This is a genomic window from Mycobacterium sp. NGS40 (genome assembly GCF_059812735.1).
Genome location: NZ_JCALDG010000028.1, coordinates 17,121 through 40,600, shown reverse-complemented (window position 1 = coordinate 40,600; position 23,480 = coordinate 17,121). Strand labels below are relative to the sequence as shown.

Here is a 23,480-nt window from a genome sequence, read left to right as displayed (position 1 = left end):
TGTTAGCTACATCACTTCGATGTTCTCACACTAGCGCTCCACGCTGTGACATTTCTTTTTTACAGCGCGATTACCGGTAGGGAACGTGCCGCGCATGATTTTTGCCGATAATATCCGCAACATCGAGCCCTTGTGGCGAATCACGACCGGACGAGAACCCGAGAGAATTTTAGCCGAGAGAGTTACGAACATGTTGTCGTTAAACACGTGTCATACAGCGCGGATTCGATGTATTTCATTAGAGCTGCGGCGCGTTTGCGGCGAGGGCCGCGAAACCGCGCCTACCATGGCGGCCAAATGAGGGAGCGGAGGTAAAAATGTTGGACTTCGGGGCGTTACCACCGGAGATCAACTCCGGTCGAATGTACGTTGGTGCGGGATCGGGGCCGATGTTGGCCGCCGCCGCCGCCTGGGACGAGTTGGCCGCGGAGCTGTTCTCCACGGCGGCGCAGTATGGCTCGACGATCCAGAGCCTCACCGTCGGACCGTGGACCGGCCCCTCCTCGATCGCGATGGCCGCCGCCGCCGCACCGTATGTGCAATGGATGAGCGCGACGGGGGCCCAGGCAGAGCAGGCGGGCATCCAGGCCAAACTTGCTGCGGGCGCGTACGAGGCGGCCTTCGCGGCGACGGTGCCGCCGCCTGTCATCGCGGCCAACCGCTCCCTGCTTGCGACGTTGATCGCGACCAACATCTTGGGACAGAACACGCCGGCGATCGCGGCCACCGAAGCCCAGTACATGGAGATGTGGGCGCAGGACGCCGCCGCGATGTACGGCTATGCCGGGTCGTCGGCGACGGCGTCACGGTTGCAGCCGTTCGCCGAGCCGCCGCAGACCACGAACGACTCCGGGACGGGGATGCAGACGGCCGCACTGGTTCAGTCGAGCTCTACCGCGGGCACCAATACGGCCCTACAACTCACCCAGGCCGCATCGACACCCGCGGCCGCGGCGGCGGCCCCGTCGACAGGATTGACCGTGCCGCCGGCGGTGAGCAACTGGAACACCATCTGGGGCGCTATCACCGGTGTCTTCTCACCCCAGTCGTGGAGCACCATCCCCGGCGGTCCATTCCTCTCCTTCGGACAGACGTACGCATGGGCACAAAACGGTCAGGCCGCCCAGGCCTATCTGGCCGGGCCGAAATTCATCTCGGGTCAATTGGAGCCGTTGACGAGGGGCGCCGCCGTGCGGCCCATGCTCAGCTCCGCCGTCAGCGAAGCTCAGGTCAGCGGGTCGATGGGTAAGTCAGCCCTGGTCGGAAGCATGTCGGTACCGCAGGGCTGGACCGAAGCCGCGCCGAACATCCGAATGCTCGCGCAGTCATTGCCCACCAATTTGGCTGCCGCGCCGGCCGCCTCGCTGATCGGCGAAGAAGGCGTTTTCAGCCAGATGGCGCTGTCCAGCCTGGCTGGCCGCGCCGTCGCCGCCACCGCGACCCACACGGTGAGCGGGAATGCCGCCACGGCATCCGCGCTCGGTGGTCTGGTGGCCGAGGCCGACCCCGCCGCCGCCACCATCATCGTCATACCGGCTCTGGAGGACTGATCGCGATGAACACGACGCACAGCCACCCGGCATGGTCCACCCGAATCGCGCCGTCAAGTAAGGGGTAACGACATGTTTTACGGAGCCTTTCCACCGGAGTTCAACTCGGGCCGGATGTACGCCGGTCCGGGAGCGGAGTCATTGGTGACGGCAGCGACGGCCTGGGAGAACCTGGCTGCCGAATTGCAGTCGATCGCGACCTCATACTCGTCGGTGATCTCGAATCTGACCACCGGGCCCTGGGTGGGCCCGTCATCGCTTGCCATGGCAGCCGCCGCGACTCCTTACGTCAACTGGATGCAACAAACCGCGGCGCAAGCCGCCCAAACCGCGGCGCAAGCGACGCAGGCCGCCGCCGCATATGAGACGGCCTTCGCCGCCCACGTGCCGCCTCCCTTGATTGCGGCCAACCGTGAACTGCTCGCGGAGCTGATGGCCACGAACCTCTTCGGGCAGAACACCGGGGCGATTGCTGCCACCGAGGCGCAGTACGGCGAAATGTGGGCCCAGGACGGCGAAGCGATGGATACGTACTTCGCCTCTTCTGCGACGGCGTCCAACAATCTGGAGGAATTCAGCCCGGCGCCGCAGACCACCAATGAGGCGGCCACGACCATGCAGGCGGCCGCGGTCACCTCGTCATCCAGTGCCGGCGCCGGGAACGCGGCGAATGCGGTGGCCGCTGCAGCCACCACGCCCAGCGGCTACACCGGTCCGCTGGCGTGGCTCGCGCAGCTGGCCACGGACTACCAGAACTTCTGGACGAACCTGCTGAATACCGTTCCAGGCGGGGCGAACTTTTACACGCAGTTCTACAACGCCTTGAAGATCCCGCTTGGCCTCACCACCCAGTACAACGACATTGGACTGCTGATCAACTTCCCCGTGTCGCAGTGGCTCAAGTTCGCCCCACCGGCGGCCTACGGCGCGCTGCCGAAAGATGCGCTGGGGGCCGGTCTGGGCGCGTTGGGCTTCAGCCGGGGCACACTGTTCGACTCCATCAGCCCGACGGCCGGTTTCGCACGTGGCACGTTGGTCGGATCGTTGACGGTCCCACCCAGCTGGGCCTCGGCCACCCCGGCAATCAGGACGGTGGCCGCCGCCCTGACTGCCGCGGGCCCCGAGGCGATCCCGGCGGCTGCCCTCGGTGAGGGCAGTTTGTTCAGTTCACTGGGGATGGCCGGGATGCTGGGCAGCGCGATGGGCGCTGGAGGTCCGACCGTGGTCAATGCCAGCGTCCGCGACCGGATGAAACCACTCAAAGACCTCAAGGACAAGAATTCGCCGGAGCACCTGAAACGTTTGGTGGCACAGATTTCGGAGAGGCCCGAAACAGTGCAGCATCACGACGTCGACGAGAAAGGCCTCGACGCACTGCTCGAGCAGCTGGCCAAGAAGCCGGGTATCCACGCGGTGCATCTGAAGAAGGGCAAGTCCAAGGTCGTTCCTTCCGAAGAAGCGCAATTAGGGTAGGGGACAAGTGACATGAAACGGTTACTGACAGCACTTGGCGTTGCCGCGATGATCGGCTTTGCGGCGCCGGCGTACGCGGATCCGATTCCGGAGCCCAACGGCGACGACGCGGGTTTCATTGCTGCTCTGCGCCAGGCCGGATTCAGCTTTTCCAGCGAGGGTGCTGCCGTCGCGGCCGGCAGGGCGGTGTGTTCCTGCCTGAACAACGGAGAGGACAATTTGGAGTTGCTCCACGACGTCAAGAGCCGCAATCCCGGGATGGACATGGAGATGGCATCGAATTTCGCGCTGATCTCGGCGAAATTCTATTGCCCGCACCAACTTTCGAAGGCGTGAGCGAGAGCCGGTTCCCCATGCGACCACTGCTCGCGCTATTCGGTGTTGCCGCGATGATCGGCTTGGCCGCGCCCGCGTACGGCGCTCCGGACGGCGGCTCCGACGACGCCGGCTTCCTTGCGACGGTACGCGGCGCTGGTATCACCTATACCGACTCGGGTCAGGCCGTCGCATTCGGAAAGGCGGTGTGCGGCTTGATGGGCGCCGGCAAATCCGGGCCGGAACTGATTCAGAACCTGCAGCGCAATAACCCCGGACTGACGACGGACCACGCCACCGTGTTCGTGGGAATAGCGGCGAAGTACTACTGCCCGCAGCGGCTCGCAAACAAACCGGCCTCGGCAGGGTAGCGACGCGGTAGACGGAAGTCTGCCCGGCGCAACGGGTTACGCCCGGGCGTCAGGGGCGCAACAGGTCAGGCTGGAATCCATCTGCCGTTTACCCGGTAGTGGTTAACTCGCCGCATCGCATTGGGAAATGCCGTCGGGGGAAGGAGTCCGGTATGTCGCAGACGTTGAGCGTCGCCGATTTCGCGCTCCGGCTGGGCGTCGGGGTGGGGTGTGGCGCCCTGATCGGGATCGAACGGCAGTGGCGGGCACGCCGGGCCGGTCTGCGGACCAACGCGCTGGTGGCTGCGGGTGCGACCCTGTTCGTGCTGTATGCGGTCGCCACCCCGGACAGCAGCCCCACCAGGGTCGCGTCCTATGTGGTGTCCGGTATCGGCTTCCTCGGCGGCGGGGTGATCCTGCGCGAGGGTGTCAACGTCCGGGGCCTCAACACCGCCGCCACCTTGTGGTGCTCCGCGGCGATAGGTGTGCTGGCCGCCTCCGGGAACTTGGTGTTCACGTTGATCGCCACTCTGGCCGTCATCACCATCCACGTGGTGGGCCGCCCACTGGGGCGAGTCATCGACCATGACAACGACGCCGAGGAAGACGAAGGCCGCCAACCCTTTCTGGTGCAGGCGATCTGTCGCCCGAAATCCGAGAAGTACGCCCGGGCGCAGCTGGTCCAGCACGCCAGCAGCAACGACCTGACGCTGCGCGGCATCCACACCGGGCACTCCGACGATGACGAGATCACCTTGACCGCACACCTTCTCGTGGATGGTCATACACCGGCCAAGCTCGAGCGTTTAGTCGCCGAGCTATCCCTGCAGCCCGGAGTTCGCGCGGTGCAGTGGTACGCCGGCGACGAGGCGCAGGCCGACTGACAGCTACGGCCGCGCCTGCAACTCCGGTGCGGCCGCGGCCAACAGGTCGGCACGGATGCCGGTCGATGGGGGATAGATCCGCTTGGAATTGATGGTCCGCTTGGTCTCCTTGGCGTCCGCGCCCGTGGCGACAACCACGCGGTCCCACCCCTCGGTGTAGACGGCGCCAGCCGGTCCAAGATCGAGGACCGTTACATACCAAGGGATTCGGAGGGCAAGCATCGGCTCGCCGCACAGATCGCTGATGACGTTGTAGCCGGCATAACGACCCATCGGCCGCCCATGCTGACACGACATCACCGACAGGTGCTCGTCATCCATGCGGGCCGCCGCCACATCACCCGCGGCGAAGACCGACCCGACCCCGATCACCCGCAGATAGTCATCGACGGGCACCCGGCCCGAGCTGTCGCGCTCGACCGGCAACTGCTCGGTCAGCGAGCTCGCCCTCATCCCGGCGCACCACACCACCGTGGCCGCCGCCAGCTGCTCACCCGAGGACAGGGTCACACCGTTAGAGCTGACCGCATCGACACCGACCCCAGTCCTCGTCTGGATCCCGTTGTCCGACAGCGCTTTTTCTATTATCGGCCGCGCCGCAGCCCCCATATCGGATCCGACCAGTGGATTTCGGTCGACGAGAATCACCCGGGGATGCCCGGGGAACAGCGCGCGCAACCGGTTCGGCAGCTCGCATGCCGTCTCGATGCCGGTCAGTCCGGCGCCGACCACAACGACCGTCGCCGCCGCCGCCGGCGGATCGTCGGCGAGCCGTTGCAGATGCCGTTGCAGCGCGACCGCGCCGGCATAGGTGTCGACGTCAAAACCGAACTCCCGCAGCCCCGGCACCGCGGGTTTGAGCACCCGGCTACCCGAGGCCAGCACCAGCCGGTCGTAACCGTACGTCGCACCATCGGCCGTGCCGACAGTGCGCGCGCCGGCGTCGATCGCGGTCACCTCCGTCACGACGTGGGCCACCCCGACGGGGTCCAGGAGCTCGGCCAGCGGGAGGTGGCAGGCACTCAAGTCGGCCTCGTAGTTGCGGACCCGGATGTCGTGGAACGGCGTAGCGCTGAGCACGGTGACATCGACGGTCCCCGCCGGAACCGCGAGCTCGTCGAGTCGCCGGGCAGCGCCCAACGCTGCCCACAATCCCGCGAATCCGGAGCCGATGATCAGCACCGCCGCCTTGTCTGCCATCAGCCACAGTCTGGACTGTCCGGCGGCCGGTGCAACAGATCGGCTGATGACCACGGTGCGCGAGGTCGTAACCTGTCTGGGTGAGTGCGATTACCGGGTTTTTGGCCGTGCTGCCCCCGCAGCTGCGGGACCCGGTGCTGTTCGCGATTCCGTTCTTCCTGCTGCTGCTGATTCTCGAGTGGACCGCGGCGCGCAAGCTCGACCGGCTGGTGGCCGCCGACGGGGATCCCCGGCCGGCGTCCGGAGCGTATTTGAACCGCGATTCGTGGGCCAGCATCTCGATGGGGCTGGTTTCGATCGCCACTACCGCCGGCTGGAAGAGCTTGGCCCTGTTCGGGTATGCCGCGATCTATGCCTACCTGGCGCCGTGGCACCTGCGGGCAGACCAGTGGTACACCTGGGTGATCGCGATCCTCGGCGTCGACCTGCTGTACTACGCCTACCACCGAATCGCCCACCGGGTGCGGCTGATCTGGGCCACTCACCAGGCCCACCACTCCAGCCAATACTTCAACTTCGCGACCGCCCTTCGGCAGAAGTGGAACAACAGCGGCGAGATCCTGATGTGGATTCCGTTGGCGCTGTTGGGGATTCCACCCTGGATGGTGTTCTTCGCCTTCTCTATCAGTTTGATTTACCAGTATTGGGTGCACACCGAGCGGATCGGTAAGCTCGCGCGACCGATCGAGTTCGTTTTCAATACGCCGTCACACCACCGCGTGCACCACGGCATGGACAAGGTGTACCTCGACAAAAACTACGGCGGCATCCTGATCATCTGGGACCGCCTGTTCGGCAGCTTCCAGGCCGAGCTGTTCCGCCCGCATTACGGTCTCACCAAGCAGGTGGACACCTTCAACATCTGGAAGCTGCAGACGCGCGAATACGTCGCGATCGCGCGCGACTGGCGCTCGGCGAGCCGGTTGCGCGACCGGCTGGGTTACGTATTCGGACCGCCCGGCTGGACTCCGCGCCCGGCCGCTGTCACCGACGATTCCGTTCGGTTGGCGACGTCGTCGTAGCTGACGTCGCTGTAACGCTAGCCCGGGCTAGCGCGAAAAGGTCGATGACGAAACAGTAACGACGTAATCTCAACTTGTGGTCGGAGCACCAGCCGGCCTTGACGGAACGGAGTCCGTCCATGGTGTACCGCATGGCACTTCGCGTACTGGCTGCGACGATCGCCGCCCTGGCCTGCACCTCAGGCTTGCCGGCAGCCACCGCCCACGCAGACCCGGTGGTGGTGTCCCCGGGTATGGAGATCCTGCAGGACAACCGGCTGTGCACCCTGGGCTACGTCGATCAGGCCGCGAGAATCGCCTACACCGCCGGGCATTGCCGCAGCACCGGAAACATCGTCACCGACAGAAACCGCAACCCGATCGGCCATCTCGCGACCTTCCGCGACGACACCCCCAGCGGCTCGACCGTAGCCGTCGACCAGGCCATCAGCGACTACGAAGTGATCGCCCTGGACCCCAACATTGCGCTGAACAACACCCTGCCGGGCGGACGGCCGCTGGTGTCGAGCCCTAACGTGGCGCTGCAGCCCGGGCAAGCGGTCTGCCACTTCGGCGTCTCCACCGGTGAGACCTGCGGGACCGTCGAAGCGGTGAACAACGGTTGGTTCACCATGTCCCACGGCGTCCAGAGCCATCCGGGCGACTCCGGCGGACCGGTGTATCTGGCCTCGGCCGCCGGTCCGGGGCAGATCGTCGGGATCTTCAACAGCATGTGGGGTGACTTTCCCGCGGCGGTGTCGTGGCGGTCCACTTCCGAGCAGGTCCACCAGGACATGGCGGGGCAACTCAACGGCGGCTGACGCGCGTCACCACGACCCGAGCACGAACACCGGTATGGACGGGGCGCCCGCGCGGAACTCGTCCTCCGTCGAATCCGGCGTCAGGCCCGCAACGTAGCCCTTGACCTGCCAGTACCACCGGTCCAGGTAGCGCCTCAACACCGGGGGCTTGGCCGCATCCTCGACCTCGGTGGCCGTCAGGCGTTTGCGACGCCACCGCGGCCCGACCTCGACGACCCCGGCCGCGCGCACGTTGCGCGCCCATTGGGTATTGCCCCGCGGCGAAACCAGATAGGCCACGCCGTCAATGGTCAACAGGTTGATCACCACCGAGCGGGCCTTTCCCGATTTGCGCCCGCGGACGCGCAGCGCCCGGGTCCCCGCGATGCTGACCCCGAGTTCGGCGAGCCAGCGGATCACGGTGTTACCGGCGCGGGCGACACGGTTGGGTTCCTCGTAGCGGGTGGACATGGTGGATCCTCTCGGCCGGCCCAGAAACGGAGAGCAGTGCTCTCACACTTGATCACGTTGGCACAACACTCGCCGAAATGCAAGAGCGGTGTTCTCGGTTCGTGTAACACTGATGACGTGGGCAAACGCCAGGAGTCGCGGGAACAGATCGAGGCGCGCATCGTCGAGCTGGGCCGTCGGCACCTGGTCGATCGCGGCGCGGCCGGGCTGTCGCTCCGTGCGATCGCCCGCGATCTGGGCATGGTCTCCTCGGCGGTGTACCGGTATGTGTCCAGCCGAGACGAACTGCTCACCCTGCTCCTGATCGACGCCTACTCCGACCTGGCAAACACGGTGGATCGAGCCCGCGACTCCGCCGACGAAGTGTGGAGCCACGACCTCGTCGCGATCGCCCGGGCGGCGCGCCGCTGGGCCGTCGAGCATCCCGCCCAGTGGGCTCTGCTCTACGGCAGCCCGGTGCCCGGATATCACGCGCCCGCGGAACGCACCGTCGGAGTCGGCACCCGCGTAGTGGGAGCCATCTTCGATGCCATCGCCGCCGGGATCACCACCGGGGACGTCCGGCTGACCAATACCACTGTCCCGCAACCGATGTCATCGGATTTCGACCGGATCCGGCAAGAGTTCAGCTTTCCCGGCGACGACGCCGTCATCGCCAAGTGCTTCTTGTTCTGGGCCGGGGTAGTGGGCGCCATCAGCCTCGAGGTGTTCGGACAATACGGCACCGACACCCTGACCGACCCGGAAGCCGTCTTCAACACCCAGCTCGAGCTGTTGGTGGACATGCTCGCCCAGCACTGACCCACCGCACCGGCCCGAATTAGAACGTGTTCACCCGGCTGTTCCGGACACCGATCGCCGGATTGCGGCAAAGAATTTAAGGACCTTTCAAGGGGCCGACAGACTGGGCTATCCTGCCAAACGATGACGCTACCCGTTCAATCACCGATACAGATCGCCTGGGTCACCCGAAACCTGGACGCCACCGAAACGGCTCTCACCGGCCTGTTAGGCGTCCGGAAATGGGTCCGGATACCAGACGTGCACTTTGCTCCGGACAGCTGCAGCTACCGCGGCAAGCCGGCCGACTTCGTCGCCCACATCTCCTTGAGCTACCTCGGCGACATGCAGCTGGAGCTCATAGAACCGGTCAGCGGGGAGAACATCTATAGTGAATTTCTTCGTGACGCCGGACCAGGTTTGCACCACCTCTGCATGGCGGCCGAAACCCCCGAGCAATTCGACGCGGCGCTGGCCGACGCCGCCAACCACGGCGCCGAAGTGGTGCAGCAGGGCGTGATGCCCGGCGGCATCCAATTCGCGTACATCGCAGCGCCTCAGGCGGGTGTGCCGTTTGTGGAGATCGCGTACATCTCGCCCGAGATGAGGGCGTTTTACGACTACATCAAACAGGAGCAAGGGTGAGCCGCGCCGGCGACGATGCAGCGCGCAGCAATGAGGAGGAGTGGCGCCGATGAGCACCGAGATTCCAGCAACGGTCAAGGCGGACACCGTGACGTCGTGGTCCGACGACGTCGACGTCCTCGTGATCGGCTTCGGCATCGGCGGAGGCTGCGCCGCGGTGAGTGCGGCGGCCGCCGGTGCGCGGGTGCTGGTCCTCGAGCGCGCCGCCACAGCCGGCGGAACCTCCTCCATGGCCGGCGGCCACTTCTACCTGGGCGGCGGCACCGCGGTCCAGCAGGCCACCGGCCAGGACGACACTCCCGAGGAGATGTACAAGTACCTCGTCGCGGTTTCTCGCGAGCCCGATCTCGAGAAGATTCGGGTGTACTCCGACGACAGCGTCGAGCACTTCAATTGGCTGGAGGATCTGGGCTTCCAGTTCGAGCGCAGCTACTACCCGGGAAAGGTAGTCGTCCCACCGGGGACCGAGGGTCTGAGCTACACGGGCAACGAAAAAGTGTGGCCCTTCTGCGAGCAGGCCAAGCCCGCACCGCGCGGACATTCGGTCCCGGTGCCCGGTGAGTTGGGTGGCGCGGCGATGGTCATCGACCTGTTGGTCAAACGCGCCGCCGACTTGGGGGTGCAGGTGCGCTACGAGACCGGGGCGACCAACCTCGTTATCGACGACAACGGCGCGGTGGTCGGCGTCGCCTGGAAGCACTTCACCGAAACCGGTGCGATCAAAGCAAAGTCGGTCATCATTGCCGCCGGTGGTTTTGCGATGAACCCGGAGATGGTCGCCGAGTACACCCCCGCACTGGCCCAGGAACGGAAAACCAAGCACCACGGCATGGTGGCGCCCTACATCCTGGGCAACCCCAACGACGACGGCCTGGGCATCAGGATGGGCGTCTCGGCGGGTGGAGTCGCCAAGAACATGGACGACTTGTTCATCACCGCGGCGGCGTATCCGCCCGCGATTCTGCTGACCGGCGTAATCGTCAACAAGGACGGCCAGCGCTTCGTCACCGAGGACTCCTACCATTCGCGCACCTCGGCATTCGTCCTCGAACAGCCGGAGCAGACGGCCTACCTGATCGTCGACGAGGCGCACACCGAGATGCCGGAAATGCCGCTGATCAAATTCCTCGACGGCTACGAGACCATCGCCGAATTGGAGGACGCGCTGGGTATCCCCGGCGGCAACCTGGCCGCCACCCTGGACCGCTACAACGAGTTCGCGGCCAAGGGGGAGGACCCGGATTTCCACAAGCAACCGGAATACCTTGCGGCACAGGACAATGGGCCCTGGGCTGTCTTCGACCTCTCGTTGGGCCGGGCCATGTACTCGGGGTTTACGATGGGCGGGCTGGCCACGTCGGTGGACGGTGAGGTGTTGCGCGAAGACGGCACGCCGGTGCCCGGCCTCTACGCGGTCGCGGCGTGTGCGTCCAACATCGCCCAGGACGGCAAGGGCTACGCCAGCGGCACCCAGCTCGGCGAGGGCTCGTTCTTCGGTCGCCGCGCCGGAACGCACGCGGCGCACGCCGCGGGCGCATAGGCGCGTTACGGCACCGCGCCGGAACGCACGCGGCGCACGCCGCGGGCGCGTAGGCGCGTTACGGCACCGCGCCGGAACGCACGCCGCTCAACACGGCGTGGACGCGTAGCACTACACCGTCGCGGGCTCCTGGCCGACCGGTCCGAGCTGCCAACGGCCGCCGCCGAGCAGTTGCAGCTCTTGTTCGTGATGCTGCTCGACGGTGTGGCGATGGCTGACGCTGACCACGACGCACTCCGGAAGTTCGTTGCGCAGTAGTTGATACAGCGCGAATTCCAGCCCCTCATCGAGCGCGGAGGTGGCCTCGTCGAGGAAGACGGCGCGCGGCTTGGTGAGCAGAATTCGGGCGAAGGCAACACGCTGCTGCTCACCCGGCGAGAGCACCTTGGCCCAGTCCTGCTCTTCGTCGAGCCGTTGGATCAGCGGGGCCAGGGCCACCTTCGTCAGCACCTCGTGCAGCTCGCCGTCGCTGATGGATTCCGGCGGATTCGGGTAGCACACCACGCCACGCAGACTGCCCAGCGGCACGTATGGCAACTGCGAGAGGAACATGGTCGCGTTGTCGCCGTCCGGGCGGCACAACGTTCCCGAGGCGTACGGCCACAGTTCGGCCAGACTGCGCAGCAGCGTGGTCTTGCCGGCGCCGGAACGGCCGGTGATCACCAGCGAGTCGCCGGTGTCCAGCTCGACGTCGAGCGAATCGATCAGCTGATCTCCCGCCGGCGTGCGGACCTCGATTCCGGCCAGCTCGACCGCTTTGTCCTGGCTCGGTTTGACCAGCACCGCGGGCAGCGCGCGGCCCTGGGCATTGGCGTCGACCAACCCGTGCAACCGGATGATGGCGGCGCGGAACGACGCGAACGCGTCGTAGTTGTTCCGGAAGAAGGACAGCGAGTCGTGGATGTTGCCGAAAGCCGTTGCCGTCTGTCCCACGTCGCCGAAGTTGATCTTGCCGGCGAACAATCGCGGTGCCTGAATGATCCACGGCAGCGGCACAATCGCCTGCGACACCGACCAGTTCCAGCCGTTGAAGATGATGGTCCGGCGGACGAACTTGCGATAGTTGTCGATGATCGGGGTGAAGCGCCGCCATAACTGTGACCGCTCCACCCGCTCGCCGCGGTAGAAGCCGACCGCTTCCGCGGCGTCACGCAGCCGCACCAGCGCATACCGGAACGCGGCGTTGAGCTTCTCGTTGTTGAAGCTGAGCCAAATCAGCGGGCGCCCAAGCCAAAACGCGACGATTGTTGCGATCAGCACATACACCAGCACGGTCCAGAACATGGCCCGCGGCAACGTGATACTGAAAAGGGTCAGGTCTCCGGACAGGTTCCACAGGATGGCGGCGAACGAGATCACCGACGCGACCGCGTTGACGGCCCCGAACAGCAGGGTGCCGCCGGTGCCGTTGGACGGATTGTTCGGAGTGCCACCGGCGTTGGCGGTGAAGATGTCGATATCCTGCTGGATCCGCTGGTCAGGATTGTCAATCGTGTTGTCGATGAACAGATCTCGGTAATAGGCCTTGCCGTGCAGCCAGTCATCGGTCAGGTGAGCTGTCAGCCAGATGCGCCACGCGATCATGAACCGCTGAGTGATGTAGATGTCGAGCATGAATCGGACGACGTAGAGAGTGGCCAGTATGCTGAAAATCCACAGCGACATGTAAAAGCCGTGAATACCAGACTGTTTGACGGTGTCATCGCCGGCGGCCATGCCCTGGACCGCGATCTGAACCGACGTGTACAGGTCGTTGCCCTGGTAACTGAGCAGCACCGTCAGCCGTACCGCAAGCAGCACCGACAGCAGCAGCACCCCGAGTACCAGCCACACCCTGACACTGGCCGGGCCGACGAAATACCCGTGGGTGATCCGCCAGAACTGGCGGCCCCACGGTGTGAAGAACCTGAACGCTGCCAGCACGACGATCAGACACACGGCGCCGATCGCCCAGGCGATGGCGACCCATTGCAACGAGTCCACAAGTGCCGACGACCAGTTGATGGATGGCTTGAATAGCGTGGGACCCAACTTCGACGTCTCCTTGCTATCGAGGCATCTCGAGGAGCCTCGTGGCGAATGCTTCCCCGCGAAGGTACCCGAGACCGGCCGATAGGCTGCCAGCATGAGCATCGACGCTCCGTCCAGCCAGATTGTCCATGCCGGCCGGTTGATCGCCCGGCGCCTGCGGGCCAGCGGTGTCGACACCGTCTTCACGTTGTCGGGCGGCCACCTGTTCTCCATGTACGACGGCTGCCGCGACGAGGACATTCGACTCGTCGACACCCGCCACGAACAGACCGCGGCGTTCGCCGCCGAGGGTTGGTCGAAGGTGACCAGGGTGCCGGGCGTGGCCGCGCTGACCGCGGGCCCCGGCGTCACCAACGGCATGAGCGCGATGGCGGCCGCGCAGCAAAACCAGTCGCCGCTGGTGGTGCTCGGCGGACGGGCACCGGCGCAGCGCTGGGGCATGGGCTCGCTACAGGAGATCGACCACCTGCCGTTTGTGGCACCGCTGGCGCGCTTTGCGGCTACCGCGCAGTCCGCCGCCGACGCGGGCCGACTGGTCGACGAGGCGCTGCGGGCCGCCGTCGGCGCGCCGTCAGGAGTCGGATTCGTCGACTTTCCGATGGATCACGTGTTCGCCGTCGCCGAGGACGACGGCCGCCCCGGCGCGCTCACCGTGCCACCACCGCCACAAGCTCCGGATGGCAACGCGCTGGATCGCGCCGCGCAGCTGCTGGCGGGTGCGCGGCGGCCGGTGATCATGGCGGGCACCAACGTGTGGTGGGGACACGCCGAGGCGGCGCTGCTTCGGCTGGCCGAGGAGCGCCGGATCCCGGTGCTGATGAACGGGATGGCCCGCGGCGTCGTGCCCGCCGATCACCCGCTGGCGTTCTCGCGGGCACGTGCCAATGCGCTGGGCGAGGCGGACGTCGCGCTGGTCGTCGGGGTGCCGATGGACTTCCGGCTCGGCTTCGGCAAGGTGTTCGGACCGGAAACCCAGCTCGTCGTCGCGGATCGGGCCGAACCCGACCGGGAGCATCCGCGGCCGATCGCGGCGGGCCTGCACGGCGACCTGACGGGCATTCTCTCGGCGTTGTCCGGGAGCGCAGGTGATCACGACGACTGGATCGCGTCGCTGCGGTCGGCCGAGACCGCCGCCCGTGATCAGGAGACCGCCGATCTGGGCGACGACCGAATCCCGCTGCACCCGATGCGCGTGTACGCCGAATTGGCGCCGATGCTGGACCGCGACGCGATCGTGGTCATCGATGCCGGCGACTTCGGCTCCTACGCCGGCCGGATGATCGACAGTTATCTGCCCGGCTGCTGGCTGGACAGCGGCCCGTTCGGCTGCCTGGGTTCGGGCCCCGGCTACGCCCTGGCCGCCAAACTGGCCCATCCCGAGCGTCAGGTCGTGCTGCTGCAGGGCGACGGCGCCTTCGGCTTCAGCGGCATGGAGTGGGACACCCTGGTGCGCCATCAGGTTCCGGTCGTATCGGTGATCGGCAACAACGGAATCTGGGCGCTGGAAAAGCACCCGATGGAGGCGATCTACGGCTACTCCGTGGTGGCGGAGCTGCGTCCGGGCACCCGCTACGACGAGGTGGTGCGCGCCCTGGGCGGCCACGGCGAGCTGGTCGCGGCGCCCGTCGAGCTGCGTCCCGCGCTGGAGCGCTCGTTTGCCAGCGGCCTGCCCGCGGTCGTCAACGTGCTCACCGACCCGAGCATCGCCTATCCGCGCCGAAGCAACCTGGCCTGACGGGGTCAGCGCAGCTCACCGCGTACCGTTGACCTGTGCCAAAGACCATCCGCACCCAACCGGGCCGCCTGAGCAGCAGATTCTGGAAGCTACTCGGCGCCAGTACGGAAAAGAACCGCTCGCGCTCGCTCTCGCAGGTCAGCGACTCCTCGGAATACGACGAGAAGGCAGCCGACCTCCCCGACGAGAAACTGCGCAAGGCGACCGGGTTGCTCAACCTCGACGATCTCGCGGACTCCGACGACATCTCGCAGTTCCTGGCGATCGCGCGGGAGGCCGCGGAGCGGTCAACGGGTTTGCGGCCCTTCGACGTTCAGCTGCTGGGTGCGCTGCGCATGCTCGACGGCGACGTGATCGAGATGGCGACCGGCGAGGGCAAGACCCTGGCCGGCGCGATCGCGGCCGCCGGATACGCGATCGCCGGCCGGCACGTCCATGTGGTGACCATCAACGACTACCTGGCCCGCCGGGACGCGGAATGGATGGGCCCGCTGCTCGAGGCGATGGGTCTGACGGTGGGCTGGATCACCGCGGAGTCGACGAGCGAGGAACGCCGCGCCGCCTACGACTGCGACGTCACCTACGCCTCGGTCAACGAGATCGGCTTCGACGTCCTGCGGGATCAGCTGGTGACCGACGTCGACGACCTGGTGTCGCCGAATCCCGATGTGGCCCTAATCGATGAGGCCGATTCCGTGCTGGTCGACGAGGCGCTGGTGCCGTTGGTGCTGGCCGGCACCACGCACCGGGAAACGCCGCGGCTCGAGATCATCAAACTGGTCGGCGAGCTCGCCCCGGAGATCGATTACGACACCGACTCCGACAGCCGCAACGTACACCTCACCGATGTCGGCGCACGCAAGGTCGAAAAGGCGCTCGGCGGCATCGACCTCTACTCCGAGGAGCACGTCGCCACCACCCTGACCGAGGTGAACGTGGCGCTGCACGCCCACGTGCTGTTGCAGCGCGACGTGCATTACATCGTCCGCGACGATGCGGTGCACCTGATCAACGCCTCGCGTGGCCGCATCGCGCAACTGCAGCGCTGGCCGGACGGCCTGCAGGCCGCCGTCGAGGCTAAGGAGGGCATCGAGACCACCGAGACCGGCGAGGTGCTCGACACCATCACGGTGCAGGCGCTGATCAACCGCTACACGACGGTGTGCGGAATGACCGGGACCGCGCTGGCCGCCGGGGAGCAGCTGCGTCAGTTCTACAAGCTTGGTGTGTCACCAATCCCGCCGAATACTCCCAACATTCGCGAGGACGAGACCGACCGGGTCTACATCACCGCCGCGGCCAAGAACGACGCGATCGTCGAGCACATCGCCCAGGTGCACGAGACCGGACAGCCGGTGCTGGTCGGCACCCGCGATGTGGCCGAGTCCGAGGAGCTGCACGAGCGCCTGGTCCGCCGCGGGGTGGCGGCGGTGGTGCTCAACGCCAAGAACGACGCCGAGGAGGCTCAGGTGATCGCCGAGGCCGGCAAGTACGGCGTCGTCACGGTGTCCACCCAAATGGCCGGGCGCGGAACCGATATCCGCCTCGGCGGATCAGACGAAGCCGACCACGACCGGGTCGCCGAGCTGGGCGGGCTGCACGTGGTCGGCACCGGCCGCCACCACACCGAGCGGCTGGACAACCAGCTGCGCGGCCGGGCCGGACGTCAGGGCGACCCCGGTTCGTCGGTGTTCTTCTCCAGCTGGGAGGACGACGTCGTCGCGGCCAACCTCGACCGCAACAAGCTGCCGGAGCAGACCGACGAGGACGGCCGGATCGTCAGCCCCAAGGCAGCCGGGTTGCTCGACCACGCCCAGCGCGTCGCGGAGGGCCGCATGCTCGACGTGCACGCGAACACCTGGCGGTACAACCAACTGACCGCCCAGCAGCGGGCCATCATCGTGGATCGTCGAAACACGTTGCTGCGCACCGCAACCGCGCGCGAAGAGTTGGCCGAGCTGGCGCCGAAGCGGTACGAGGAGCTGTCCGAGCAGATCTCGGAAGAACGCCTGGAGACCATCTGCCGGCAGATCATGCTCTACCACCTGGACCGCGGCTGGGCCGACCACCTGGCGTTCCTGGCCGACATCCGCGAGAGCATCCACCTGCGCGCGCTGGGCCGGCAGAACCCGCTCGACGAATTCCACCGGATGGCGGTCGACGCGTTCGCGTCGCTGGCCGCCGACGCGATCGAGGCGGCTCAGCAGACGTTCGAAACCGCCAACATCCTCGAGAAGGAGCCCGGCCTGGATCTGTCCAAGCTGGCGCGACCGACGTCGACGTGGACCTACATGGTCAACGACAACCCGCTGTCCGACGACACGCTGTCCACGCTGAGCCTGCCCGGGGTATTCCGCTAAACGGCGTCGCGCGGCTCGTCCCGCGGTGCGGACCACATTGTCACCGAGCTAATGTCACGCCTCATGGAGCCGGTTCCGCCAGACCGGGTGCTGACAGTGCCCAACCTGTTGAGCGCGCTGCGCCTGGTCCTCATCCCGGTGTTCATCTACCTGCTGTTGGTCGCACACGCCAACGGCTGGGCGGTGGCGATCCTGATGTTCAGCGGCGCCTCCGATTGGGCCGACGGCAAGATCGCCCGCTCGCTGAATCAGTCGTCGCGACTGGGCGTGCTGCTGGACCCGGCGGTCGATCGGCTCTACATGGTGACCGTTCCCGTCGTGCTGGCGATCAGCGGCATTGTGCCGTGGTGGTTCGTGATCACCCTGATCGTGCGTGACGCACTGCTGGCGGCGACGCTGCCGCTGCTGCACAGTCGCGGATTGACAGCGCTGCCGGTGACCTACTTCGGCAAGGCCGCGACATTCGCCTTGATGTCCGGCTTCCCGCTCGTGCTGCTGGGCACCTGGGACACGTTGTGGAGCCGGGTGATCGGCGCCTGCGGTTGGGGCTTTCTGATCTGGGGTATGTACGCCTACCTGTGGTCATTCGTCCTGTACGCGGTGCAGATGGTCCTGGTGATGCGACGAATGCCCAAGGTCACCCATCACGCGGCGACCGCCCGCAAAGCGGGTGAGCATGGCTGAACCGGATCGCCTGCTCGGCGGCTACGACCCCAACGCGGGCCGCAGCGCGCACGCCGCCGCGCGCCCCACACTGATTCCGGTGCCCTCGCTGTTGCGCGCGCTGCTGTCGGAGCATCTGGATCCCGGATACGCCGCGGCAGCGCAGCGGCGCGCCGCTGCGGGCGCACCGCAGCGTGGTCGCACCCGCTGGTTCTGGCAAGCCCTGGCGGCAATGCTCGTCGCCACGGTCTTCGCCGCCGCGGTCGCGCAAGCCCGTTCGGTCGAGCCGGGTGTGCGCACCGCTCAGCAGCTGCTGGCGCGCAGCGTGCGATCGACGGAAGAATCCGACACGAAATTGGCTCAGCAGCGCAGCATGCTGTCGCGCAAGGTCTACGACGTGCAACGGCTCGCGCTGGCCGACGACGCCGAGGGCCAGCGCCTGCTGAGCCGGCTGGACAGTCTCAGCCTGGCGGCGGCCAGCACAGCGATCATCGGTCCCGGCCTGACCGTGAAAGTGACCGATCCCGGTGCCAGCCCGAACCTTTCCGACGTGTCCAAGCAGCGCGTGAACGGGAGCCGGCAAATCATCCTCGACCGCGACCTGCAACTCGTGGTCAATTCGTTGTGGGCCAGTGGCGCCGAGGCGATCTCGGTCGGTGGGGTGCGTATCGGGCCGAATGTGACGATCCGCCAGGCCGGGGGAGCGATCCTGGTCGACAACAACCCCACCAGCAGCCCGTACACGATCCTCGCGGTCGGGCCGCCGAACGGGATGCGGGACGTCTTCGAGAACAGCCCCGGTTTGCAGCGCCTCAGGCTGCTGGAGGTCTCCTACGGTGTCGGCATCACCGTCGACGTCTCCGACGGTCTCTCGCTGCCGGCCGGATCGGTCCGGGAAGTCAAGTTCGCCAAGCAGATTGGGCCCTAGTGAGAAAAGTCCTCGCATGATCGGTATCGCGGCGCTTGTGGTCGGCATCGTGTTGGGCCTGGTTTTCCACCCCGCCGTGCCCGAGGTCGTCCAGCCGTATCTGCCCATCGCGGTGGTCGCCGCGCTCGACGCGGTCTTCGGCGGGCTGCGGGCCTACCTCGAGCGGATCTTCGACTCCAAAGTCTTCGTGATTTCGTTCGTGTTCAACGTCTTTGTCGCTGCGCTGATCGTCTACGTCGGCGATCAGTTGGGCGTGGGCACGCAGTTGTCCACGGCCATCATCGTCGTGCTGGGCATCCGGATCTTCGGCAATGCCGCCGCGTTGCGGCGCAGGCTGTTCGGGGCGTAACGGGAATGAGCCAGGATCCGCCCGACGGCGTGGCCGACGAAAGTCGGGACGCGCCAACCCGACACGACGATCCGAGGCCCGGGGCCGACGATGCCGCACAGCATGGTCGTCACGAATTACCGGCGCACAGCCCGCGCCCCGAGATCGGCGCGGTCGGGCGGACCGGGCGATCGCGGCTGATGTTCGGAACGCTGGCGGTCCTGCTCTGTCTGCTGCTGGGAGTCGCGATCGTCACCCAGGTCCGCCAGACCCGGTCGGGCGACTCGCTGGACACCGCGCGTCCGGCGGATCTGCTGGTGCTGCTTGATTCGTTGCGGCAGCGCGAGGGCACGCTGAACGGCGAGGTCAACGAGCTGCAGAACACGCTGAATTCGTTGCAGGCGTCCGGCAACACCGATCAGGCCGCGATCCAAAGCGCGCAGGCCCGGTTGGCCGCGCTGTCCATCCTGGTGGGCGCGGTCGGCGCGACCGGGCCCGGCGTCACCATCACGATCGATGATCCCGGACCGGGGATATCTCCGGAAGTAATGCTCGACGTGATCAATGAGTTGCGCGCCGCCGGAGCCGAGGCGATCGAGGTCAACGGCGGACATCAGTCGGTGCGGGTCGGTGTCGACACCTGGGTGGTCGGCACGCCCGGTGCGCTGACCATCGACACCAAGGCGCTGTCGCCGCCGTATTCGATTCTGGCGATTGGCGATCCGCCCACGCTGGCGGCGGCGATGAACATTCCCGGCGGTGCCGAGGACAGCATCAAGCGAGTCGGCGGAAAGATGTCCGTGCAGCAGGGCGACCGCATCGACGTGACCACCTTGCGACAACCAAAACCGCACCAATACGCTCAGCCCGTCAAGTGAGACGCCGAATAGAACAGGACTGCCGTGAGCGATATCCCACCCGATCTGCACTACACCGCCGAACATGAGTGGGTTCGCCGGAGCGGTGACGACACCGTGCGGGTCGGGATCACCGACTTCGCGCAATCGGCACTGGGCGACGTTGTTTTCGTCCAGCTGCCCGACGTCGGCACCGAAGTGACCGCGGGCGAATCCTTCGGCGAAGTGGAATCGACGAAATCCGTCTCAGACCTGTACGCGCCGGTGTCCGGCACGGTGAGCGCCGTCAACGGCGATCTGGAAGGCGACCCGCAGCTGGTCAACTCCGACCCGTACGGTGCCGGCTGGCTGCTGGATATTCAGGTCACCGACGGCTCGCAGTGGGAGTCCGCCGTTTCAACGCTGCTCGATGCCGAGGCCTACCGCGGCACATTGACGGAGTGACGGTTGCTAGTGTCCCTGCCACGGGGGCTGGCCGGTTAGCGATCCTGCCGGTGGCTAGCGCATTCGGAACCACCGCGCGGTACGGTCAACACATCAGCGTTAGAAGGCAAGTAATCGGCAATACAGGGTTGCAGAAACCTAGTGGGAAGCCGGCCGAACGGCCCGGTCAGACGACGCCACAGCGGCCAGTGAGGAGCAGCGCGTGACGGATATGGACTCAGGAAGTTCACAAGACCAGACTTCGGACGAAGTCACTGTGGAGACGACTTCGGTCTTCCGCGCCGACTTCCTGAACGAACTGGACGCGCCCGCCCAGTCGGGCGCCGAGAGCACGGTCTCCGGGGTTGAAGGGCTGCCCGCGGGCTCGGCGTTGCTCGTCGTCAAACGGGGGCCCAACGCCGGATCGCGCTTCCTGCTCGACCAGGCCATCACCTCGGCCGGACGGCACCCCGACAGCGACATATTCCTCGACGACGTGACGGTGAGCCGCCGCCACGCCGAATTCAGGTTGGAAAACAACGAATTCCACGTGGTCGATGTGGGTAGCCTCAACGGCACATACGTCAATCGCGAGCCGGTGGACTCGGCGGTGCTGGCGAACGGCGACGAAGTACAGATCGGCAAGTTCCGCTTGGTGTTCCTGACGGGGCCCAAAGGTGACGACGACGGAGGATCCGGAGGCTAGTGAGCGCACCCGATAGCTCGGCTCTTGCCGGGATGTCGATTGGGGCGGTCTTGGACCTGTTGAGGCCGGATTTCCCCGATGTCACGATTTCCAAGATTCGGTTCTTGGAAGCCGAAGGACTGGTGACGCCGCAACGCGCCGCGTCGGGATACCGCAGATTCACCGCTTACGACTGCGCGCGACTGCGCTTCATTCTCACCGCACAGCGCGACCACTACCTGCCGCTGAAGGTGATCCGGGCTCAGCTCGACGCCCAGCCCGACGGCGAGCTGCCGCCGTTCGGATCGCCTTATGGCGTACCGCGATTGGTTTCGGTGAGCGACGGCGACGCCGCCCCCGAAACGGGATCCGACGCGGCCGCGGTGGCACCCACTCGCGTCCGGTTGAGTCGAGAAGACCTCCTCGAACGCGCGGGCGTGGACGAAGACCTGCTCACCGCGCTGCTCAAAGCGGGCGTCGTCACCACCGGTCCGGGCGGATTCTTCGACGAACACACCGTCGTGATCTTGCAGTGCGCCCGGGCGCTGTCCGACTACGGCGTCGAGCCGCGGCATTTGCGTGCGTTCCGCTCGGCGGCCGACCGGCAGTCCGATCTAATCGCCCAGATCGCGGGGCCGCTCATCAAAGCCGACAAGGCCGGCGCCCGTGATCGCGCCGACGATCTGGCGCGTGAGGTTGCCGCGCTCGCAATTACTTTGCACACGTCGCTGATCAAGTCCGCCGTTCGCGACGTTCTGCGACGCTGAGGACTAGACTTCCCTCAACAGCTTGGCGTTCGACGACACGGAGAGGAATGGTGCCCCACCGGGTCGTCACGCCGGGCGAAAGTCGGACACGGCGGCATGTGCGGAGGGCAGACACAAATGGGTGAAGTTCGTGTTGTCGGCATTCGCGTCGAGCAGCCGCAGAACCAGCCGGTGCTGTTGTTGCGCGAGGCCAACGGAGACCGCTACCTGCCGATTTGGATCGGCCAGTCCGAAGCGGCCGCCATTGCGCTCGAACAACAAGGCGTCGAGCCACCCCGCCCGCTCACGCATGACCTGATTCGCGATCTCATTGCAGCACTTGGCCATTCACTCAAAGAGGTCCGGATCGTCGATCTGCAGGAAGGCACCTTCTACGCCGACCTCGTCTTCGACCGCAACATCACGGTGTCGGCGCGCCCGTCGGACTCGGTGGCAATAGCGCTTCGCGTCGGTGTCCCGATCTACGTGGAGGAGGCCGTTCTCGCCCAGGCGGGTCTGCTGATCCCGGACGAGAGCGACGAGGAATCCAACACCGCCGTTCGCGAAGACGAGGTGGAGAAATTCAAGGAATTTCTGGACAGCGTGTCGCCCGACGATTTCAAGGCCACCTAGCCGGGAAATCCCGCGTTAAGGTGGGTACCGACATCACGGATCCGTCTCATCTGACACTGTGATGTCGACACGCCTGATGGATAGCACGCCCCTTGCCGTTACGGCCGCCATACTTTGAGGACAAGTTAAGGCACGGCAGCGATTGGACAGCGTAAGCTCTCTAACACTCGGGCCTTGGCCAACGCGGCTGTAAAGGCAGCCAGTGGACGCAGCTAGTGACTAGAGCGCGATCGGCGAGAGGATTCACTGTGAGCGACCAGCCACGTCAAGAACAGCTGGACCTTGCTGACCAAACGGATGCCGCTGCCAATGGTGAACCGAGCGTCACCGTGGCCGTCGGCCCCGTGCAGCCCGGCCTGTTTCCTGACGATTCGGTGCCCGACGAGCTCGTCGGTTACCGCGGGCCGAGCGCCTGCCAGATCGCCGGAATCACCTACCGGCAGCTGGACTACTGGGCACGCACGTCGTTGGTGGTGCCGTCGATTCGCAGCGCGGCCGGTTCCGGCAGCCAGCGGCTGTACTCCTTCAAAGACATTCTGGTCCTCAAGATCGTCAAGCGGCTGCTGGACACCGGCATTTCGCTGCACAACATCCGCGTCGCCGTCGACCATCTGCGTCAGCGTGGCGTCGAGGATCTGGCCAACATCACCCTGTTCTCCGACGGCACCACCGTTTACGAGTGCACCTCCGCCGAAGAGGTCGTCGACCTGCTGCAAGGCGGCCAGGGCGTGTTCGGCATCGCCGTCTCGGGCGCCATGCGCGAGCTGACCGGCGTGATTGCCGACTTCCCGGGTGAGCGCGCCGACGGCGGCGAGTCGATCGCCGCACCCGAAGACGAGCTGGCGTCGCGGCGCAAGCACCGCGACCGCAAAATCGGATAGCAACTCACTGTTCGTTATCCCGACACGCATTGTTGGGGTATTTCATGTACCGGGCGTCACTCACGGGTAAACTGGACGTTGCATCACGCCCGCGCGGGAGAGTTCTGTGGCAGCCAGCCATGGACGCCGAAGGAGCAACACCTCTCCGTCAACCTCTCAGGCACCCGGACCGCGTCAAGGTGACGATGCCTCTGGAAAGCG

General features: G+C 66.0%; 24 protein-coding genes and 1 riboswitch. Of the genes, 21 read left to right on the top strand and 3 right to left on the bottom strand.

Translation table 11 applies throughout. The annotated features are described in order from the left end of the window. Positions 1–317: 317 nt before the first annotated feature. The 5 genes from AC5Y5O_RS27675 (at position 318) to AC5Y5O_RS27655 (ending at position 4,572) form a co-directional block, all read left to right on the top strand. The gene (locus AC5Y5O_RS27675; RefSeq protein ID WP_500028276.1) at positions 318–1,550 is read left to right on the top strand and encodes a PPE family protein; all 1,233 of its coding nucleotides are present in this window, start codon (positions 318–320) and stop codon (positions 1,548–1,550) included. Positions 1,551–1,622: 72 nt separating this feature from the next. Continuing rightward, positions 1,623–3,023, top strand: a complete 1,401-nt coding sequence (locus AC5Y5O_RS27670; RefSeq protein WP_370497603.1) for a PPE family protein — start codon at positions 1,623–1,625, stop codon at positions 3,021–3,023. Between the two features lie 12 nt (positions 3,024–3,035). Beyond that, positions 3,036–3,359 carry a DUF732 domain-containing protein gene (locus AC5Y5O_RS27665; protein ID WP_370497602.1) on the top strand — a complete coding sequence of 108 codons (324 nt, stop codon included), beginning with the start codon at positions 3,036–3,038 and terminating at the stop codon, positions 3,357–3,359. Between the two features lie 17 nt (positions 3,360–3,376). Continuing rightward, positions 3,377–3,709, top strand: a complete 333-nt coding sequence (locus tag AC5Y5O_RS27660) for a DUF732 domain-containing protein (RefSeq protein WP_370497627.1) — start codon at positions 3,377–3,379, stop codon at positions 3,707–3,709. 152 nt (positions 3,710–3,861) lie between these two features. Continuing rightward, complete coding sequence (locus AC5Y5O_RS27655) at positions 3,862–4,572, top strand: MgtC/SapB family protein (protein ID WP_370497601.1); 711 nt, start codon at positions 3,862–3,864, stop codon at positions 4,570–4,572. A gap of 3 nt (positions 4,573–4,575) precedes the next feature. Here AC5Y5O_RS27655 and AC5Y5O_RS27650 read toward each other — a convergent pair whose 3' ends face one another. Then, positions 4,576–5,772: an NAD(P)/FAD-dependent oxidoreductase gene (locus AC5Y5O_RS27650; protein ID WP_500028272.1), complete on the bottom strand. Its 1,197-nt coding sequence runs from the start codon at positions 5,770–5,772 to the stop codon at positions 4,576–4,578. An 80-nt stretch (positions 5,773–5,852) separates the two neighbouring features. On the opposite strand from AC5Y5O_RS27650, the gene AC5Y5O_RS27645 reads away from it, so the two are divergent. Together AC5Y5O_RS27645 and AC5Y5O_RS27640 are read left to right on the top strand one after the other, a co-directional pair. Continuing rightward, on the top strand, positions 5,853–6,794 hold the full coding sequence (locus AC5Y5O_RS27645; protein ID WP_500028269.1) for a sterol desaturase family protein: 942 nt from the start codon (positions 5,853–5,855) through the stop codon (positions 6,792–6,794). Between the two features lie 119 nt (positions 6,795–6,913). After that, entirely contained in the window at positions 6,914–7,594 is a 681-nt protein-coding gene (locus AC5Y5O_RS27640) for an Rv1815 family serine proteinase (protein WP_370497598.1), read from the top strand. A 6-nt stretch (positions 7,595–7,600) separates the two neighbouring features. Here AC5Y5O_RS27640 and AC5Y5O_RS27635 read toward each other — a convergent pair whose 3' ends face one another. Next, the gene (locus tag AC5Y5O_RS27635; protein WP_500028266.1) at positions 7,601–8,044 is read right to left on the bottom strand and encodes a nitroreductase/quinone reductase family protein; all 444 of its coding nucleotides are present in this window, start codon (positions 8,042–8,044) and stop codon (positions 7,601–7,603) included. Between the two features lie 117 nt (positions 8,045–8,161). Here AC5Y5O_RS27635 and AC5Y5O_RS27630 point away from each other — a divergent pair, with 117 nt between their 5' ends. The 3 genes from AC5Y5O_RS27630 (at position 8,162) to AC5Y5O_RS27620 (ending at position 11,009) form a co-directional block, all read left to right on the top strand. Then, positions 8,162–8,845 (top strand): TetR/AcrR family transcriptional regulator, encoded by a 684-nt coding sequence (locus AC5Y5O_RS27630; RefSeq protein ID WP_500028264.1) that lies wholly within the window; start codon positions 8,162–8,164, stop codon positions 8,843–8,845. 123 nt (positions 8,846–8,968) lie between these two features. Next, a complete protein-coding gene (locus AC5Y5O_RS27625) occupies positions 8,969–9,469 on the top strand; it encodes a VOC family protein (RefSeq protein WP_370497595.1) in 501 nt (166 codons plus the stop codon). A gap of 49 nt (positions 9,470–9,518) precedes the next feature. Continuing rightward, the gene (locus AC5Y5O_RS27620) at positions 9,519–11,009 is read left to right on the top strand and encodes an FAD-binding protein (protein WP_500028261.1); all 1,491 of its coding nucleotides are present in this window, start codon (positions 9,519–9,521) and stop codon (positions 11,007–11,009) included. Between the two features lie 111 nt (positions 11,010–11,120). Here the strand turns inward: AC5Y5O_RS27620 and bacA are convergent, their stop codons facing one another. Beyond that, on the bottom strand, positions 11,121–13,040 hold the full coding sequence (gene bacA, locus AC5Y5O_RS27615; RefSeq protein ID WP_500028259.1) for a vitamin B12 ABC transporter pemease/ATP-binding protein BacA: 1,920 nt from the start codon (positions 13,038–13,040) through the stop codon (positions 11,121–11,123). Between the two features lie 94 nt (positions 13,041–13,134). Here bacA and AC5Y5O_RS27610 point away from each other — a divergent pair, with 94 nt between their 5' ends. From AC5Y5O_RS27610 to AC5Y5O_RS27560, 11 genes are all read left to right on the top strand, one after another. Further along, on the top strand, positions 13,135–14,775 hold the full coding sequence (locus AC5Y5O_RS27610) for an acetolactate synthase (protein ID WP_500028257.1): 1,641 nt from the start codon (positions 13,135–13,137) through the stop codon (positions 14,773–14,775). Between the two features lie 35 nt (positions 14,776–14,810). Next, on the top strand, positions 14,811–17,135 hold the full coding sequence (gene secA2 / locus AC5Y5O_RS27605; RefSeq protein WP_500028255.1) for an accessory Sec system translocase SecA2: 2,325 nt from the start codon (positions 14,811–14,813) through the stop codon (positions 17,133–17,135). A 63-nt stretch (positions 17,136–17,198) separates the two neighbouring features. After that, positions 17,199–17,819: a CDP-alcohol phosphatidyltransferase family protein gene (locus AC5Y5O_RS27600; RefSeq protein WP_500028253.1), complete on the top strand. Its 621-nt coding sequence runs from the start codon at positions 17,199–17,201 to the stop codon at positions 17,817–17,819. Then, entirely contained in the window at positions 17,812–18,726 is a 915-nt protein-coding gene (locus AC5Y5O_RS27595) for a DUF881 domain-containing protein (RefSeq protein ID WP_096287750.1), read from the top strand. The genes AC5Y5O_RS27600 and AC5Y5O_RS27595 overlap by 8 nt, the downstream gene beginning before the upstream one ends. A 16-nt stretch (positions 18,727–18,742) precedes the next feature. Beyond that, on the top strand, positions 18,743–19,075 hold the full coding sequence (locus AC5Y5O_RS27590) for a small basic family protein (protein WP_096287752.1): 333 nt from the start codon (positions 18,743–18,745) through the stop codon (positions 19,073–19,075). A gap of 5 nt (positions 19,076–19,080) precedes the next feature. After that, complete coding sequence (locus AC5Y5O_RS27585) at positions 19,081–19,932, top strand: DUF881 domain-containing protein (protein ID WP_096287754.1); 852 nt, start codon at positions 19,081–19,083, stop codon at positions 19,930–19,932. Positions 19,933–19,956: 24 nt separating this feature from the next. Next, on the top strand, positions 19,957–20,355 hold the full coding sequence (gene gcvH / locus AC5Y5O_RS27580; RefSeq protein WP_096287756.1) for a glycine cleavage system protein GcvH: 399 nt from the start codon (positions 19,957–19,959) through the stop codon (positions 20,353–20,355). 211 nt (positions 20,356–20,566) lie between these two features. Next, on the top strand, positions 20,567–21,040 hold the full coding sequence (garA, locus tag AC5Y5O_RS27575) for a glycogen accumulation regulator GarA (protein ID WP_423790916.1): 474 nt from the start codon (positions 20,567–20,569) through the stop codon (positions 21,038–21,040). Further along, complete coding sequence (gene ftsR / locus AC5Y5O_RS27570; RefSeq protein ID WP_096287760.1) at positions 21,040–21,786, top strand: transcriptional regulator FtsR; 747 nt, start codon at positions 21,040–21,042, stop codon at positions 21,784–21,786. Before garA ends, ftsR begins: the two co-directional genes overlap by 1 nt. Before the next feature lie 117 nt (positions 21,787–21,903). Continuing rightward, positions 21,904–22,398, top strand: coding sequence for a bifunctional nuclease family protein (locus tag AC5Y5O_RS27565; RefSeq protein ID WP_036469133.1), 495 nt, complete (start codon positions 21,904–21,906; stop codon positions 22,396–22,398). A 248-nt stretch (positions 22,399–22,646) separates the two neighbouring features. Then, positions 22,647–23,279, top strand: a complete 633-nt coding sequence (locus tag AC5Y5O_RS27560) for a MerR family transcriptional regulator (RefSeq protein WP_500028248.1) — start codon at positions 22,647–22,649, stop codon at positions 23,277–23,279. A gap of 84 nt (positions 23,280–23,363) precedes the next feature. Then, a riboswitch (glycine riboswitch) is annotated at positions 23,364–23,461 on the top strand. Positions 23,462–23,480: the final 19 nt, after the last annotated feature.